Origin of the sequence: Leptolyngbya sp. Cla-17, assembly GCF_016807185.1 — a bacterium.
Lineage (GTDB): Bacteria > Cyanobacteriota > Cyanobacteriia > Leptolyngbyales > Leptolyngbyaceae > ULC077BIN1.
The window spans coordinates 1,138,218-1,154,073 of the sequence record NZ_JAEVYN010000001.1 but is presented as its reverse complement, the minus strand read 5'-3'; the positions used below and the strand labels follow the sequence as shown (position 1 = coordinate 1,154,073).

The 15,856-nt window shown below is 47.7% G+C and carries 13 protein-coding genes; 2 read left to right on the top strand and 11 right to left on the bottom strand.

Features of this window, described 5'->3' with window-relative positions; translation table 11 throughout:
- The first annotated feature begins 21 nt into the window (after positions 1-21).
- Positions 22-1,344 carry a protein kinase domain-containing protein gene (locus JOY44_RS05255; RefSeq protein WP_171572639.1) on the top strand — a complete coding sequence of 441 codons (1,323 nt, stop codon included), beginning with the start codon at positions 22-24 and terminating at the stop codon, positions 1,342-1,344.
- A gap of 18 nt (positions 1,345-1,362) precedes the next feature.
- Here JOY44_RS05255 and JOY44_RS05250 read toward each other — a convergent pair whose 3' ends face one another.
- The 6 genes from JOY44_RS05250 to JOY44_RS05230 all read right to left on the bottom strand — a co-directional run bounded on the left by JOY44_RS05250 (position 1,363) and on the right by JOY44_RS05230 (position 5,249).
- Complete coding sequence (locus tag JOY44_RS05250; protein WP_197984974.1) at positions 1,363-1,599, bottom strand: DUF4327 family protein; 237 nt, start codon at positions 1,597-1,599, stop codon at positions 1,363-1,365.
- Positions 1,600-1,978: 379 nt separating this feature from the next.
- Positions 1,979-3,139 (bottom strand): 5-(carboxyamino)imidazole ribonucleotide synthase, encoded by a 1,161-nt coding sequence (locus JOY44_RS05245; protein WP_171573712.1) that lies wholly within the window; start codon positions 3,137-3,139, stop codon positions 1,979-1,981.
- 36 nt (positions 3,140-3,175) lie between these two features.
- The gene (locus JOY44_RS05240; RefSeq protein WP_197984972.1) at positions 3,176-3,763 is read right to left on the bottom strand and encodes a pentapeptide repeat-containing protein; all 588 of its coding nucleotides are present in this window, start codon (positions 3,761-3,763) and stop codon (positions 3,176-3,178) included.
- Between the two features lie 26 nt (positions 3,764-3,789).
- Positions 3,790-4,275, bottom strand: coding sequence for a cobalamin biosynthesis protein (locus JOY44_RS31285; RefSeq protein ID WP_197984971.1), 486 nt, complete (start codon positions 4,273-4,275; stop codon positions 3,790-3,792).
- Positions 4,224-4,595: a cobalamin biosynthesis central domain-containing protein gene (locus tag JOY44_RS31280; protein ID WP_242541717.1), complete on the bottom strand. Its 372-nt coding sequence runs from the start codon at positions 4,593-4,595 to the stop codon at positions 4,224-4,226. The genes JOY44_RS31285 and JOY44_RS31280 overlap by 52 nt, the downstream gene beginning before the upstream one ends.
- A 54-nt stretch (positions 4,596-4,649) precedes the next feature.
- Positions 4,650-5,249, bottom strand: a complete 600-nt coding sequence (locus tag JOY44_RS05230; RefSeq protein WP_171572638.1) for a superoxide dismutase — start codon at positions 5,247-5,249, stop codon at positions 4,650-4,652.
- Positions 5,250-5,464: 215 nt separating this feature from the next.
- Here JOY44_RS05230 and JOY44_RS05225 point away from each other — a divergent pair, with 215 nt between their 5' ends.
- On the top strand, positions 5,465-6,958 hold the full coding sequence (locus JOY44_RS05225) for a DUF1565 domain-containing protein (protein ID WP_203031939.1): 1,494 nt from the start codon (positions 5,465-5,467) through the stop codon (positions 6,956-6,958).
- Positions 6,959-7,253: 295 nt separating this feature from the next.
- On the opposite strand, the gene JOY44_RS05220 is transcribed toward JOY44_RS05225, so the two are convergent.
- The 5 genes from JOY44_RS05220 to JOY44_RS05200 form a co-directional block, all read right to left on the bottom strand.
- Positions 7,254-7,544 (bottom strand): hypothetical protein, encoded by a 291-nt coding sequence (locus JOY44_RS05220; protein ID WP_171572635.1) that lies wholly within the window; start codon positions 7,542-7,544, stop codon positions 7,254-7,256.
- A gap of 135 nt (positions 7,545-7,679) precedes the next feature.
- Positions 7,680-9,473 (bottom strand): NAD+ synthase, encoded by a 1,794-nt coding sequence (locus JOY44_RS05215; protein ID WP_197984969.1) that lies wholly within the window; start codon positions 9,471-9,473, stop codon positions 7,680-7,682.
- A 273-nt stretch (positions 9,474-9,746) separates the two neighbouring features.
- The gene (locus JOY44_RS05210; RefSeq protein WP_171572634.1) at positions 9,747-11,549 is read right to left on the bottom strand and encodes an N-acetylmuramoyl-L-alanine amidase; all 1,803 of its coding nucleotides are present in this window, start codon (positions 11,547-11,549) and stop codon (positions 9,747-9,749) included.
- The gene (locus JOY44_RS05205) at positions 11,546-14,623 is read right to left on the bottom strand and encodes a hypothetical protein (RefSeq protein ID WP_171572633.1); all 3,078 of its coding nucleotides are present in this window, start codon (positions 14,621-14,623) and stop codon (positions 11,546-11,548) included. The genes JOY44_RS05210 and JOY44_RS05205 overlap by 4 nt, the downstream gene beginning before the upstream one ends.
- A 64-nt stretch (positions 14,624-14,687) precedes the next feature.
- Positions 14,688-15,704: a glycosyltransferase gene (locus tag JOY44_RS05200; protein ID WP_171572632.1), complete on the bottom strand. Its 1,017-nt coding sequence runs from the start codon at positions 15,702-15,704 to the stop codon at positions 14,688-14,690.
- Positions 15,705-15,856: the final 152 nt, after the last annotated feature.

Genomic DNA, 15,856 nt, shown 5'->3' with positions numbered 1-15,856 from the left:
CACGGTGCTTGACATCTATTCATGGTAGCCAGTCAGCTAAGGGTTATTTTGACCCTGTTGCATCCTCAAAACCGCACCCCTCTGCGGCAATGGCAATTCGACCATGAAACGATCATTCGGGTTGGGCGATCGCCTGACAACCACGTTATGTTGGGCGAGGCCGTAGTCTCACGGCAGCATTTGGAGCTTCGTCGAGTAGAGGCTCACCTAGGCTCAGGTCAGGCAGGGGTGAGTTGGCAATTGATTAACCACAGCAATAACGGCACCTTTGTTGACGGAGAAGTGATCGCCCAAAAGAACCTTGTCAACGACGCGTTGATTCAGCTGGCCCAAAATGGTCCTACCCTACGGTTTCAAACAGCGCTCATTTCAACTTCTCAGGCACTTCAACTGCTGGCGGAACCTGCGATTCGTGAAACAATCTTTACAGGAATTGCGGCTCCACTAACTGGAGGACAATCTGCTCCGACGCGCTGCACCCACACGGGCAATCCCTCCGATAATTTGTTTTGTATTCACTGTGGCCAACCTATTCGAGTAGATAAAATTGTTCGCCAGTACCAAGTCCTGAGAGTTTTGGGTCGAGGAGGCATGGGCACCACTTATTTAGTATGGAACCCAACGGGTTTATCAAAATCGAGTGGGATGCCCGAGGGGAAGCTGCAAGTGCTAAAGGAAATGAATGCCGATGTGGCACAAATTCCTAAAGCGCAAGAACTATTTGAGCGAGAAGCCAGCACTCTAAAAGCGCTGAGTCACCCTGGCATTCCTCGCTATTACGACTTTTTTATGGAAGCTGACAAAAAATATCTGGTTATGGAATTGATCCATGGACAGGATTTAGAGAAACGAGTTCGCAAACAAGGGGCAGTTTCGATCCAAGAAGCGATCGCCTGGATGGTGCAAGTGTGCGAAGTGTTGACCTACCTGCACACTCGTTCTACTCCTATAATTCACCGCGATATTAAACCTGGCAACCTGTTAGTGCGCAATCTAGATAACCAAATTGCTGTGCTAGATTTTGGTGCGGTGAAAGCACTAGCGATCGCGCCAGGTACTCGCATTGGGGCAGAAGGCTATAGTGCTCCAGAACAAGTGCAGGGGCGACCGGTGCCTCAGTCCGATCTATACGCGATCGCTCCAACTCTTGTGTTTTTGCTAACTAGCATTAGTCCCCAGCGATTTTACAAAAAACAGGGGAAAACAATGCGATTGCAGCTAGACGAAGAAGTGCGAATTCCCAAAAGCTTACGAGATGTAATTGAACGAACAACAGCAACTGATATCAAAGAGCGGTATCAAACTGCTCAAGAACTTAGTCAGGCACTGAAAGCTTGCCTGTAAATTGTCAACACTAATCTCTTACTCTTCGTCATCCCATCTTTCGACTAGCATTAGTTCACTAACGGGATCTTGCATAGTAAATTCATAGTCAAGCAATTCTTGCTTTAGGAATGCCCAATCATCGCCATATAGCAGTGCGATTTTCCAAATGCTATCGGATGGTTTGAGCAATTTACGTTCAACCAGCGATCGCACCTGACGCTGCAATTTAGCCAGCGGGTGAATAACCTGCTGATTCATATCATCTGTAATCATGGATTAATTGTGTGAATTTCTAACAAGTTTCTAACAACAAGCTTCCTAAAAACTTTTCCGAAAATTTATTGAATGACTGCAAAATTACAGATTTCAAGGTCTTTCCGTTAGCTTTAGCTACTTTCAAACATCGTTCTTCGACAAATCAGATGTTCTTTTAGCGCTGTAGAAGCATCAATTTCAGCTATTGATATTAGCACAACCTAATAGTAGCGCAAGCCTTTTTAAGAAATGCCTTTCTTAGGAGAGAGATAACCGCCATTGGGGCATTACGGGTGAAAGGAAGAGTGATGAAAAAGGTGAATTGAGCCCAATTTCGATTAGAAATCACAACCGTTATTAAGATCATGCGAAGCAACCTTTTTATTCGGATTGCATCTTAGGATGAATACCAAAGAGATTCGATCTGGTGAGCAATTGCGATCGCTTGGTCTTGCATTGCGTCTGCTTCATTTAGAAGCACCGTCACATGCCCCAACTTGCGCCCTAGACGAGATTCCGTTTTGCCATACCAGTGAACATGGGCGTGAGGAAAGGCTGCCAGCGCTTGCCGCTTAGTCGCATAATCGCTCTCTGATTGCTCATATCCCAACAAATTCACCATTACAGCTCCGGCTGAGGTCATCGCAGTGCTACCCAGCGGCAAACCACAAATTGCTCTTAATTGCTGCTCAAACTGAGACGTTTCGCAGGCATCCAAGGTGTAGTGTCCAGAATTATGGGTGCGGGGTGCAATCTCGTTGATCAACACCGTGCCATCTTTCGTCAAGAAAAACTCAATTCCAAAAATGCCCACCACTTGCAGGTGTGTCAATAAGGTCCGAACAATTTTTTCAATCAATGTGGTGGTTGATTGATTGACCCTCGCAGGCGCAATCACCCGGCGACAAACTTGGTTCTCTTGCTGCGTTTCCACAATGGGATAGATGACAATTTCTCCAGCTTGCGAGCGCGCTGCCATCACAGCAAGCTCTTGTTCAAAAGCTACAAACTTTTCCAAAAGCACTGGCACCGATGCTAAATCAGCCAAGGTTGCTTCTAATTCGGCTGGGGTATGAACAATGAAAGTGCCCTGCCCGTCATAGCCATGCCGCCGGGTTTTAAGCACCACTGGAAAAGATTCTGCGTGAGGAGCTAGCTCCTTCAGGGTGAAGGAGGGAGTCGGCAATCCCAGGCTTTCCATGAGGGTTCGCTGATCGTATTTGTCGAGCAACGGTCTAAGAGCATCCAAACTAGGGCGAAAGCAGGTGCCTTGCTGGGCAAGGTGTGCCAATGCTGGGAGGTTCACAAACTCATTTTCAAAGGTGATCACATCACAGTGGACGGCAAGTTGAGCAGTTGCGATCGCGTCATCAACAGGCGCAAGAATAGTTTGGGCAGTGATCGCCACCGCTGGATCGGTATGACTTGGCGTTTGCACCCACAATTCAATCCCTAGTTTCTCAGCGGCTTCTGCCATCATCCAGGCGAGTTGTCCGCCGCCGATCACTCCCACCCGTTGCACCGAGATTTGCGAAGATGTCACAGAATCTTGGGACATTGGTACTGTCATATATCTAAGTTAAAAAGAACAGGTTTAGGAAGAGCAGCCGAGGGATTCTCGTGTGGAGATTCCAGTCTTCGTGTTAGTGCCCGCAGCCACTTTACATAACTGGCGGATTTGGGCACCATCCAAAATGGCCTCGGTAAAATCTGCCCCGGCAATTTCTGGATGATCAAAGTTGGTGCGAAGCAGGATGGCGTTGACCAGAACAGCATCTTGCAGATTAGTGCGAGTCATTCTGACTTGATCCATCATAGATTGGGTTAAATCGGCTCCTTGCAGGTTCGTTTCAACCATCGTAGAGGCACTCAGCACGGCACCCGTCAAATCTGCGTTAGTGAAATTTGCCCCGTTAAGATTGGCATTGGAAAATTCTGCCACGCGCAGGTTTTGTCCAGAAAAGTCCTGATTTTTTAACTCAGCGTTGCTATAGGAGGGTGGCGGAGCGTACTGCTTAGTATATTTTGCCCCAATAGGAGCAGCTTCGGCGGGCAAAGTGCCGCAGAGAAAGGCGATCGCGCAGAGTACCCCAACCAGCCAACGACTAAGCCGGGAAAAGAGAAACGGATGATGAGTCAGCATGGACAGCGATCGCGACAGAGCATCTTTTAGTGTAATCATTCTGCTGTACTCAATCATAAAGTGCTTCAAGCCAGTGGGATCACTGGATCGGTGTATTCTTGCTCAGCTTGGGCGATCGCGAGCGTCACGGCTCCGGAGTGATCGGGGAGCCGGAAGATTTGTTTTGAGACTAGAAGAGGTTGGGGAGTGCGGGGTGCGGAGTGCGGAGATAGACACTCTAGAGCGGCGAGGATGGCGGCGGCTTCGGCAACGCTGGGAGTTCCTACTTCAGCTTTTACAATTGCAGAGGGATTGGGAACCGCGATCGCTTGCAGCTTTTGGGCTGAAAAACAGTTGAGCGGCAAATTTTGCTCGCGGCAATAGTCTACAAGTCCAACTTCATCGGATTTATGATCAATGGTGGCAATTCCAGCGATCGCGCCTGCTGCCAAGTGGTGCGTCCGCAGGGCTTGGTGAATGGCATGGGCAATGACCACTTGGGGTGTACCGCGTTCACAGCCTACGCCGACCCACAGCACCCGTGGATGCCACTGTACTTTGGGCAATTCCACGCTATGCCCAAAGCGGCGCTGAATCGGACTGATCCACACTCTCGCTTTGGGGTTGGTCGGTCTTCTCGCACCTCGGCAGTGAATTCTGGAAACCCAAATTGAAACGGATGATGGGCTGGCAAAGCGGCTTGCCACAGGGTTGACCCAGCTTCCTGAATCACCTGAACCGAATCCCCACGAGCGATCGCGGCACGGACACCTGCCCAATCTCCCGTTCCTTGCCGCCAGCCAAGAGGCGTTCCTAACACATCAATTTCCGGCAAACTTGAAATATCTTTGGTCATTCGTTCGTAAAGATTGTTCGTTCCTAAACCTTGCAAAAAGCCCCTCCTGATGGAAGGGCTAGCTTTCAGGAAATTGGAAAATTGAGCAGTTTATGCAGCTAGATTAGCAGCAGCAAAATCCCAGTTCACCAAATTATCCAAGTAGTTCTTGATGAAAGCGGGTCGAGCATTGCGGAAGTCAATGTAGTAGGCATGTTCCCACACATCCAAAGTCAGCAACGCCTTTTGACCTTCTGCCACAGGGTCAACCGCATTGGGAGTTTTGGTCACTTTCAAGGTGCCGTTGTCATCAATTAACCAAGCCCAGCCACTACCAAACTGAGTGGTGGCAGCAGCAGTGAACTCTTCCTTAAACTTGTCAAAGCTGCCGAAATCTTTGTCAATCCGAGCAGCGAGATCACCTGTAGGAGCGCCACCACCACCGGGCTTGAGGCTGTTCCAAAAGAAAGTGTGGTTCCAAACTTGAGCGGCGTTGTTAAACACACCCTGTTTGCTGGCATCGTTGTAAGTAACTTTAATGACTTCTTCCAGGGGCAAACTTGCCAATTCGGTGCCATCGGTGAGCTTATTTAAGTTGTCCACATAGGTTTTGTGATGTTTGCCATAGTGGTATTCAAAGGTTTCGGCTTTCATGCCATATGGCTCTAGCGCGTTAAAGTCGTAGGGTAGCGGGGACTGTTCAAATGCCATGAGTTCTTCTCTTTACTAAATCTAGGATCAGGATCTAAAGCCTTTCTGCAAGGTCGTTACCTGGACGGATTACACGTTCCGCAATGGGAACCTCTCATCTAGCAGAAACAGAACTTTACAACTAGATTCTAATGCGAAACGTCCATTTCAGGGAATGTCCGCAGGGTTGATGGGAGTAATTTATTGGGTGAAATGCAGGGTTTGGGATATTAAAAATGACCTTGGTGAAGTGGGAGTTAAAAATTAGCTTGATGAAGCAGTCGATTGTTGGATTGGCAATGGGTTGGGCAGTGGTATCGCTGGCTAGCTGTACGCCGGAGGGTGGGTTGGTGAGTGAAACGGAGTGTACAGAGGCGATCGCTCGTGCAACTCAAGCATGGCGAGTCAACTACTATAGCGATCGCAACCGCCAGAACCCAAACAATCAGCGTCTCGTCGAGTTTGGCAGTGCCGAATTGGTAACCCGCAATGGCAAAGTAGAGCCGCCCAAGCCGCAAGCTAAACCGATAGAACCCGGCACCCAGGAAAATGGGGTGTGGTATTCAGCCGTGCCGACTCAGCCAACGGCTAGAGAAATGGCAGAGAGTCGCCAAACGGGGGAACGGATTGGTTCGCCGGAGCTTTATCGAGCCGTGAAGTATACCTTGGTGTGTGGTGCGGGAGAATTGGAAGCGCGAGCAGGTATCTATCAAGCGGTGCTAAAGCAAATTCAGGCGGAACAGACGGTACGGGTTAACTACAGCATGGGACGGGTGCTGAGAACGATTCTGCCTAACGATGCGATGATTGGCAACAATCCAGAGCCAGAGTGGACTCCACCAGCAGATGACCCTAGCTCCAAGTCTGTTGAGCCGCAGAAGCCAGCGCCCTTACCCACAATTTTGTATGTGGATGCTAAAAATGGTAGCGATCGCAATCAGGGCAAGGATCAATCGCCATTTAAGACCATTACCCAGGCGATCGCCCAAGTGCGTCCCGGCATGACCATTCAACTCAGTCCTGGTGCTTACAGTGCGGAAACAGGCGAGGTATTTCCGCTAAAGCTGCCCCAAGGTGTAACTTTGCGAGGCAACCCAGAATCTCAGGGTAAGGGCATTCAAATTACCGGAGGCGGTAAGTTTCTCAGCCCCAGTTGGGCAGGGCAAAGTGTAACGATAGTGGCGACCGATGGCAGTCAGGTTGTGGGGGTAAGCCTGACCAATCCGAATACTCGCGGCACGGCAGTTTGGGTCGAAGCAGGTGCAACCTTGATTGAAGCCAATCGCTTTGTAGGCAGCGATCGCGAAGGTGTGTTTGCTTCGGGCACTGCCACTCCAATGATTCGCAACAATCTGTTTGAGCAAAACGGCGGCAATGGCATTTCCTTTACCCGTGACAGTGGCGGCACCATGGAAGGCAATACGGTGCGCTATAACGGCTTTGGCGTGTCGATTAGCGATCGCGCCACGCCCAACCTCATTCGTAATCAGGTTAGCCAAAACAAAGACGGCATGGTGATCAACGGCGATTCACGCCCCATGCTCACCTCCAACAAGATCACCGACAATGGACGAGACGGTATCGTGGTCACCAACAACGCCAGCCCCACCCTCAGGCAAAATTCCTTCAGCGACAACGAACAATTCGACTTGCACAACACCAGCAAACAGCCCCTTAATGTGGAGGCAGGCGCGATCGCGGGATTAAAAGTGGAAGGTAAAGTGAATTAAATAGGGGCGTGGCTTTCGTCGATCTGCTGCCGTGAAGTGCTAGCTGGCTGCATTATATAGAACCCAGAAAAAGCAACAAGCCTTACTAACATCAATTCCTCTGGACTTCCAAAACTCGATACGTTCTTGTCTTACTTTCTCAAGCTTCACTTGTCTTAAATTCTCATTCAGCACTTCTGCAACTTGTTGGCTCATGAAGCTACTGTGGTTGTCCTGTAAACTCTGGACTGGTTGCAAAAGACTAATAACTTCTGCCCCTAAGCATTTCCACCATGTGTGTTGCTGGGAAGAAAAATTAATGCCATGGAGGACATATAATGCCATGGAGGACATAGTTAGCAAAATGCTCACAGTTGTTGACTGCGATACCGTATCTAGCAACGGAGATAAACCTTTTTACACGTTCAAGCTCTTTCGGCGTTATTCTGACTAATCCATGCAACTCAAGCCCACTCGCACCCCAGCTCATAGAGTCATAAAGATTTGCGGTTTCAGCAAGGTAATAGTGATCAGCAAAACCTGCAAGTTCCTGGATCGGCATTTTGAAAAGTTCTAACACGCTGGATTCTACAACTTCAAATCCCACACTGTACCTACAGTAAACAGTAATTACAGATAGGATGCCCCTGTAAAATTGTAAATGTCCCACAAACAATCTTGTGGGGGCTTGTCTCAAAGATCAACAGATAGCCCCGCGCTACCTGCTAAAACCCAGCGCAAACTACTGTTTAGACTGACTCGATTCTAAGGGGGCGATCGCAGAGGTTTGACCGGTTGCAGGCAGCCAGCGGTTAGCGATCGGCATGCGCCAGCCCACACCAAAGGCGCGATCGGTGATTTTGAGTACGGGGGGAGCCTGCCGCCGTTTGAATTCAGCGCGGGAGACGAGGCGAATGATTTTGTTGACGATCGCGGGATCGTGTCCGGCCGCCACAATTTGGTCGGGCGTTTGCTGATTTTGGATCAGTCGCGCCAAGATATCATCCAAAACCTCGTAGGCAGGTAAGGAGTCTTGATCCACCTGTCCCGGCTTAAGTTCGGCGCTGGGCGGCTTGGTCAGGATATGGGTGGGAATAACAGCAGGAAGAGAAGAGAAAGTCTGATTGTTCGCCCTTCTATTTAGCCATTCGCAGATGGAATAAACGCGGGTCTTGGGCACGTCGGCGATGACGGCAAGACCGCCATTCATGTCGCCGTAAAGGGTGCAATAGCCGACTGCCATTTCAGATTTGTTACCTGTGGACAGGAGTAGCTGCCCAAATTTGTTGGCGATCGCCATTAGCAAGTTGCCACGAATTCTGGACTGGATGTTTTCCTCGGCGATGCCAAACTCAGTTCCGGTGAACATGCTGTCCAACGTGTGATCGTAGCCAGTCATCAGTTCGCCAATCGCTAAGGTGTGCGTATGGATGCCCAGATTTTCTGCTAATTTCAGCGCATCGTTGACGGAGTGGTCAGAACTATAGGGCGAAGGCATTAGCACACCGAGTACCTGCTCTGCACCCAAGGCTTCAGCAGCGATCGCGGCAACTAAAGCAGAATCAATCCCACCGCTCAATCCAATCACTGCCTTGCTGAAACCACACTTCCGGGCATAATCGCGTACACCCAACACCAAAGCTCCCCAAATTTCCGGATCTTCATCTTCGGGAGGCAGGGCAATTTCCTCTGGCATGGCGACTAAATCTTTCGCTTCCAGGTCATATTCCACCACTACTAGATCAGTGGCATAGGCATAAGCGCGGCAAATTAATTCTCCCTGTCGATTGAATGCCACGCTATTCCCGTCAAAAATCAGGTCATCGTTGCCACCAACTTGGTTCACATACACGAAGGGCTGATTGAACCGGGTGGCAGCGTGCTTCAACATAGCTTCCCGCAACTGCTGTTTGCCTGCGGTAAAAGGTGATGCCGAAAGATTAATGATTAGATCGACTCCAAGATCTGCCAAGTCAGCGATCGGGTTGACCTGATAATTGCGTTTGCCCCAAAACTCTTCGTCGTTCCAAAGGTCTTCGCAGATGGTTACGCCGACGTGGAGAGGGCTAGTAGTTTGTTCTGTCGTCAGCCGAACGGGACTAGGAGTGAACCAAAAATGGCTGGCTTCCTGTCCCGATTCAAAGTAGCGGTCATCATCGAACACGTCGTAGGTAGGCAGTAGGCGCTTGTGAAACACTTGCTGAATGCATCCGTTTGCCACCAACGCCATGCTATTGAATAACGGCTTGCCACCATCCTGTCTGGCTTGGGGGTTGACTGTGACAATGCCAATCAAGGCAGTCAATTGAGGCGGCAGGTCGGTGGCTAGCTGATTTAGGGCGATCGCCATCGACTCAATAAAATCGGGATGCATCAATAAATCACGGGGCGGATAGCCGCAGAGGGAAAGCTCTGGTGTGAGAAGTAACTGTGCGCCTTGCTCAGATGCCTGGAGCGCCGCCGCTAAAATCTGCTGGGCGTTGCCAGCAATATCTCCGATGGTAGGGTTGAGTTGGGCGATCGCAATTTTTATCATTCTTGTGTGGTTATACAATTTGCAATATCGCTAATGTAAACGTAATCATCTGTCATAAGAGTATTGACTCTTTCAAAAAGCGATCGCGAGTCGGTTTTGTGCCTTAGCGACATCCGCTATGAGTTTCGGATACATTTCTGGATGGACGAAATGACCATGGGTTGGGTCTGTAATTTAGTCTGCCTGCGGGTGCAGTTTGCCTCATATCACGGGTCTAGCAGTGTGCCAAACACCTTTCTTTTACTCTTAAACTTATTCTTAAAAATGTCTAATCTACGAGCGACTATATAGCCATGCGGTGACTCCATCAGCGATCGCTCGTGCTAGTTTCTTTTGCTCTGTCCCATTCACAATCCATTCATATTCATTGGGGTTAATCATAAACCCTAGCTCTAGCAGCACCGCTGGAGTGGTGGATGGGCGAGTCAATGCCAAATTGTTCCAAAACACTCCATAGGAAGAACGCTTAAGCGTTTTGACCAGGTAGTTGTGTAAAAACACTGCCAGACTGTGACCTTGAGTTTGATACCAAAAAGTTGAAATGCCCTGAGTTTTGATTGCATCTCCACTATCTGGGAGAGCGTTGTAGTGAATACTCAGGGCAAGGGTTGGCTGTGATGTAGCAATTAGGTTCACACGGTCTTGCAGCCCTACATCTGCATCTTTGTCACGGGTCATCACCACGGTTGCGCCACGCTGAATCAATTCGTCTCTTAGTAGTTTGGAAGTCTTTAATGCTACGGCTTTTTCTGGCAGCCCCGTGGGACCGACTGACCCCAAATCTTCGGGTCCTCCATGCCCTGGGTCAAGCAGAATTTTCGTCCCGGCAAGAGGTTTTGCTGCGATCGCGTTTTTCCCACCACTTTTCACATTGGGTGGATGCTTGAGCGCTAGCACTAGACTGGTGCCTTCATACCGCAGCGTGTAGCCCCACTGCTGAGTTGTTTTTAGGTTAAAGGTATATTGCACCTGCCCTGGCTGATTTTGTTGCCAGTCCAGACGAGCAATTAACGGGTCGTCGTCTAGCCTGACGGTATCTGTTTGGGCGGTGGTGTTGTGGAGGGTAAGGGTGAAGGTGCGATCGCCCTGCTGCACAGTCACCGGAACAGGCACCTGTAACGGAAACACAATCTCTGTCCAATTGCCTGCGGATCTTGCTTTGACGCTCCGAATTAAAGAAGTGGGCGGAACCGCCATACGACGCACTTGCACTTCCTGGCGCTTAATCCAGGCACCATAATCCAATCGCACCCAGTCGCCTTCATAGCCTGTGACGCTTGCGAGTGTACCTTTAGGCAACGGAGTTAGGCGAGAGTAATCGGTGCTGGGTCCTGTGCGTGCGGTGCCAATGTCGGCGGTGACTTCTGCTACTTCTAGCTGCGTGGGCGAAAGAATTTGGATATTGCCCGTTCCCAGTTGTCGTGTGGTATTACCGCCCAAGTTTAGTTCAAATACAGGTCTGCCCAAATCCCCAATTAACACAGTGCGTCCACAGCCCCGGTAAAATCCTGCTTCACTAACGGTAACGGGTTGATTTTGCTGGGTTAACAGCGCTGAATTCGGCGGCAATTCGACAAACTGCGCCTGAGGTTGAAGCGGCACGGTTTGACTGGTGCCTAAGCGAACCCCAACGGTGGCTCCAGGTGGGGCGATCGCGCCAAAACAGATTAACTCATCCGGTAGCCTGCCAATGTTTACGGCGGGTGTGAGGGAATCTTTGGCAAAGGTGTTGCCAACCGGCAAAGTGACACCGCTCGTTTCTCGGGTAACGGTGCGCTTTATTTCTTGCGTGCCATAGCGAAAGGTGAACTGGTTTGCTCCAATCTGAAGCGGAAAACTAGGGGCAAAATGTCCAGCGGCGCTGCGGGCGATTGCCTGTCCGTTGACCAACACTGGTCCACTCACTGGAGCCGTACCAATAAAAAAGATTTTGTTCGCCGTCGTTTGATGGGTAGGCGGTGGATAGGCGATGAATAGTTTGGGCTGTGCCGCGATTGCCCGAACCGAGACTAGGATTGTGCAAACGATAGAAAGACAAAAACAAGTCACTAGGGTAAACAAAACAGGAATTTTCATGGGCGATTTTCGCGAACCTCACTGCGTTGAAACAAAGCGATGTCCTTCAGCATAAAGTCTGTACAAGCTGGATTGTCTAAAGCAACTTGAATAGTGGAAATTCCTTTAGCAAGCAGCCAGCGCGGAGCCGCATCCAACGGCACTAACTGCATCCCTGGTCTAGGCTTGAATTGAATTGAGATATTTGGGTCAGGTGCGCCATCCGTTTGGCTACCCCACAACACCTTTAAAGCAGAAGGAGTTTTACTAGACTGGCAAGAGAAATTGAATGCCAGCAATCCTGCATCTCGCCCATCTAGTTTCAAGGCGCGCAAATCTAGGCTTAAGCTGGGCTGCGTTCCAGTGACTTTGTAGTGATTCCTATCAGTTTGTTTTAACGAGTTGAGTGCGATGGGAGTTTTTTCATCTATTTTTGCCACAGGGCGAATTTGGGATTGAAGCGAACTGAGCGATCGCCCCCACGAACTGGGCAATCCATCCATAAACGGAACTTGAAATGCTTTTTCTAACAACCGCAGTTGAATTTCTCGTATAGTTTCAGTTAATCCATTCGCGGGCAGTTCATTGCCTATAGATTGGTAAAGATTGAGCTTTTTCAATCGATCTACGCGATCAGGACGCACCAACAAAATGAACTGATCGATCGCAAACGGAACATAATTTTCTGCTGCGAACCGATAGAGCAAATGGGTTCGCAACGCGGCAGAACCCCCATCAAAATAACCTGACGAAGCATAGGCTAAGACGACAGGAGGTGGGTTATTTTCTAATTTTTTTAAGGCTCGAAGCTGCTGATTTGTGTGGATCAAGTTATAAGGAGAACCCGATTGAATGGGTAAAGGATAGCCTAAATAATAATGTTGAGCACCGCGGTTACTGAGATCCAGGTAGGTTTCTCCCGAATCAATTAAACCGTTGAGCAATGGTTTTAAGGTTAGCAATCGATTCAACTGATCGGGTTCAACAATGCCTTTATTAAGACCTGGCATACCGAATCTGTTGCCATCTACAAAATTCATTCCCGTAACATTGATGGCTTCAACAGGTTGCCGCACGGCTAATTCAAAACTGGGCAACCCTTGCAAAGCTGATGAAACAATGCCACCTAGTAAGGCAACCGAAATTAAAATCAGTGGCTTTCTTTTCTGTTCAAATGCAATCAATAAGACAATTGGCAAGAGCAAACAAATCACCCAAGCAGTCGTGTTTCCTAATCGAGACATTGACCCCGGATCAATTCGACCCACTGATCGCGGAATTAGTAGTAGTGTAATTAAGAATATTGGAACGGAATATGCTAAAAAGCTTGCCGTATCTATCGACTTTTTCTCAACTAAAACTCGATAGATTAGTAGCCCAATTGCAACACTCCCTACAATCCAAGCTGTGCGAACAAACTCCCACAGTGGATAGGTTAAGAAACTTTGGCTCCCCCGGCTTTTGAACCATTCCACGCCATAAGCCGTGCTGTTGAGAGAAGATTGTTCGGCACCGTATCGGATTGCACCAAGCAACATTTCATCTAGGGGTGTTAGTAAAGCAATGATACAGAAAATAATTGCTGTGACGATCGCCGTCCGCATCAACGCTTTGCGATCGCTCCGAATCAATTGATAACTAACAAAAGCGACTAAAGGAAGCGTTGAAATTACAAATAATCCTCCTTGTCCTGGGGCAAATAAAATCAAAGCAATGCTAATCGCTAACCAAGTGAGTAACCAAGTAATCGGGGTTTGTTTGAGGAACGTATTTGCCAGAATACAAAGTCCTGCCGTAACCATTAAGTCAATTTCAAACAGTCCTCCGGGGCTAGGCATCAACACCAAGGTTAAAAATGTAGGCATCAAGCCAATGGAGGGAGAAATTGCAAAGAATGCGATCGCAAAAAATGGCAAAAACAGAATCGCTTTTCCAGATATTGCCATATAAGATGCGGCAGTTCCATCAAGAAACAGGTTCGCAAATAGTCCCAAAACATAATTCACCAATCCTCGCGCAGGTTCATAATCCTGATAAGGAATAAAGCCAAAGGTTTGAGTCAACCAAAAAGGTAGAATGAATTCACCCCAGTGGTAGTCATCTGCGGGAAGGTAACTCACCCCAACAATCGGTGCTTTGATATACAGCAGTAATGCAATTAAACAAATTGGCGAAACCGCAGAAAATGAGATGCGCGCTTGCTCAGATAAGGTGATTTTCTGAAAGCGTTTTACCAAGTCAACCCATGAAATCACAACCAAACTGATGATCAAAACGTAAAGCGCGATTGCAATTGGAAAGCCGTAAAATTTCGTTTTCCCATCTGTCCAAGGGTTTGGCAGTAAAACAAAAAAGCAAAGAGGTAAAAAGCCTTGAGCAATAACTAATAAACGACTTAGCTTTAATAGTAACGGGTCAGCTGCAGTTCGTTTTAGCAACCAAATTGTTAACAGCGCAATGATTAAAGCAATGGTAATGACAGATGCAGTAATAATGACTGTATCTATTGTAAGTTGCCAGCTTAAGTTAAGGCGACCTATTGCGAGACAGAGAGCAATACCATTAAACAAGCCTAATAAAATAATAAGCAAGCTGCTACCCACACAAGCAAGGTAGCGATCGCCCATCTCAAACCACAAGTTCTTAGCTAGTAAACCTGCGGAAAATGCGATCGTTAGTATGACCAATACGGTAGAGACAATCACTAGCTCTAACGTAGGTATGCTAACTAGGAAAATGTTTCCAATCCAGAGGCAGACTGGAATCATGGAATAGATCAATAGTTGACGATGGGCTGATTCTGCAGCTATACCATTGTGTTTTCGAATAGACTCTGCAAATAGGCGAAATCCTAGGTAGATGGCAAAAAATCCCACTACAAACCCCAGCAGAATTAGGTAATCAGGATTTTTTGAGCCTACCTCCCACGTAATGCTTCCAACTGTTAGCTGGGAATATTTCTGGGGAATCAACGCAGCGTATCCCGCAGCAATTCCTCTAGAAAGGACAGTTGCTAATAATAATGAAACAAACCCATATTCCCACACTAAAACTGGCGGAATAAGTAAAGGTTTCAAATAATTGAAGTTTCTCATTTTATCTTCTTACTGCCAGAGCCAAAAATATGAATAAACCAAGGATGACTAGCACTTGGATACATTATTCGCGTGGTCTAGCTTCATTTTGAATGACGTTAATTTCTTCTTTGCGAGCCAATACTAAGCTTCTACTTTCTCGTGTGACTAAATAAAAGGGGCGATTTTGACTGGTCATTACTAAGCGAGAAACATATTCGCACAGCACTGCTAAAATCATAAATAAAATGAAAAACATTACCGAATTCTGCAAAGAAAGCGTTGTCCATCCTTCTGCAACTCTAGACTTAAACAGATTTATAAATAAGACATAAATACTGTAAGCTACATTCAAAAAAGCGCCTGCCAATGCCGTTAAAGTGAGTAAGCGCAGGGGGTAATGGGAGGATAGAAAAATTAGGCGAAATGCTCTTGAAATTGCTTCTGAATAGCTTTGATTGCTAGCTTTGCCAGTGCGGTTCAGGCGTTGATAACTAAAGGTTTTATATCTCAGTCCTGAGAAGGCGGCAATGACTGGGAAAAGATTATAGCGATCGCCGTTATCCAAAAAAGCATTAATTGCTCGACGGGTGTATAAGCGCAGAGTTGATACTGAAAGTGGAAGATTCTCTTTGGTAATTTGACGATAGAACCGGAAAAAGATGCGGCTCAGCGAATTATAAAGGCTTCGTTTTCCCCCTTGAGCGCGATCGCTCCTTGCCCCATAGACAATATCTATTCCGCCATAGCTCATCTGCAACATTTCAGTAATTGGCTCCACCGGATCATAAGCAGCATCCAGAGTGATCAATACATCCCCGATCGCTTGCTCCAACCCAACCACAAAAGCACTTTCATGGGGAATTTTTCGTGCTAAGCAATAAAGCTGAACGTTTTTTAATTCTTGCTGAAGGTGCTCAACCACCTGCACCGTTTCATCAGAAGATGCATTGTCAATCAACACAATTTCATAGTCTTTAAATTCTTCCGATAAAAGAGATGAAATTTCGTGCAAATAGCTGGCAATCCAACTTTCTGCATTGCTGATGGGCGATATCACAGATACCATCACGTCAGATCGACGATTTAAACGACTACTCATGATCAAATAATGCCTTTTATGCTCCTCAGCAACCCACAGATCAGACTGCAAAAAATTAGAGTCATCTTAGCTTAGCCGTGATGGGGTTTGGGTAACCGTTCTTGGATAGGGTCTGGTGTTTAAGGGTCAACAGCTTAAATTTTTCTCTATGT

Excerpts from the sequence above, each read along its gene's own strand:
- JOY44_RS05255 (WP_171572639.1), top strand. The coding sequence starts at position 22 with ATGGTAGCCAGTCAGCTAAGGGTTATTTTGACCCTGTTGCATCCTCAA.
- JOY44_RS05250 (WP_197984974.1), bottom strand. The coding sequence starts at position 1,599 with ATGATTACAGATGATATGAATCAGCAGGTTATTCACCCGCTGGCTAAA.
- JOY44_RS05245 (WP_171573712.1), bottom strand. The coding sequence starts at position 3,139 with ATGTCCCAAGATTCTGTGACATCTTCGCAAATCTCGGTGCAACGGGTG.
- JOY44_RS05240 (WP_197984972.1), bottom strand. The coding sequence starts at position 3,763 with ATGATTACACTAAAAGATGCTCTGTCGCGATCGCTGTCCATGCTGACT.
- JOY44_RS05230 (WP_171572638.1), bottom strand. The coding sequence starts at position 5,249 with ATGGCATTTGAACAGTCCCCGCTACCCTACGACTTTAACGCGCTAGAG.
- JOY44_RS05225 (WP_203031939.1), top strand. The coding sequence starts at position 5,465 with ATGACCTTGGTGAAGTGGGAGTTAAAAATTAGCTTGATGAAGCAGTCG.
- JOY44_RS05215 (WP_197984969.1), bottom strand. The coding sequence starts at position 9,473 with ATGATAAAAATTGCGATCGCCCAACTCAACCCTACCATCGGAGATATT.
- JOY44_RS05210 (WP_171572634.1), bottom strand. The coding sequence starts at position 11,549 with ATGAAAATTCCTGTTTTGTTTACCCTAGTGACTTGTTTTTGTCTTTCT.
- JOY44_RS05205 (WP_171572633.1), bottom strand. The coding sequence starts at position 14,623 with ATGAGAAACTTCAATTATTTGAAACCTTTACTTATTCCGCCAGTTTTA.
- JOY44_RS05200 (WP_171572632.1), bottom strand. The coding sequence starts at position 15,704 with ATGAGTAGTCGTTTAAATCGTCGATCTGACGTGATGGTATCTGTGATA.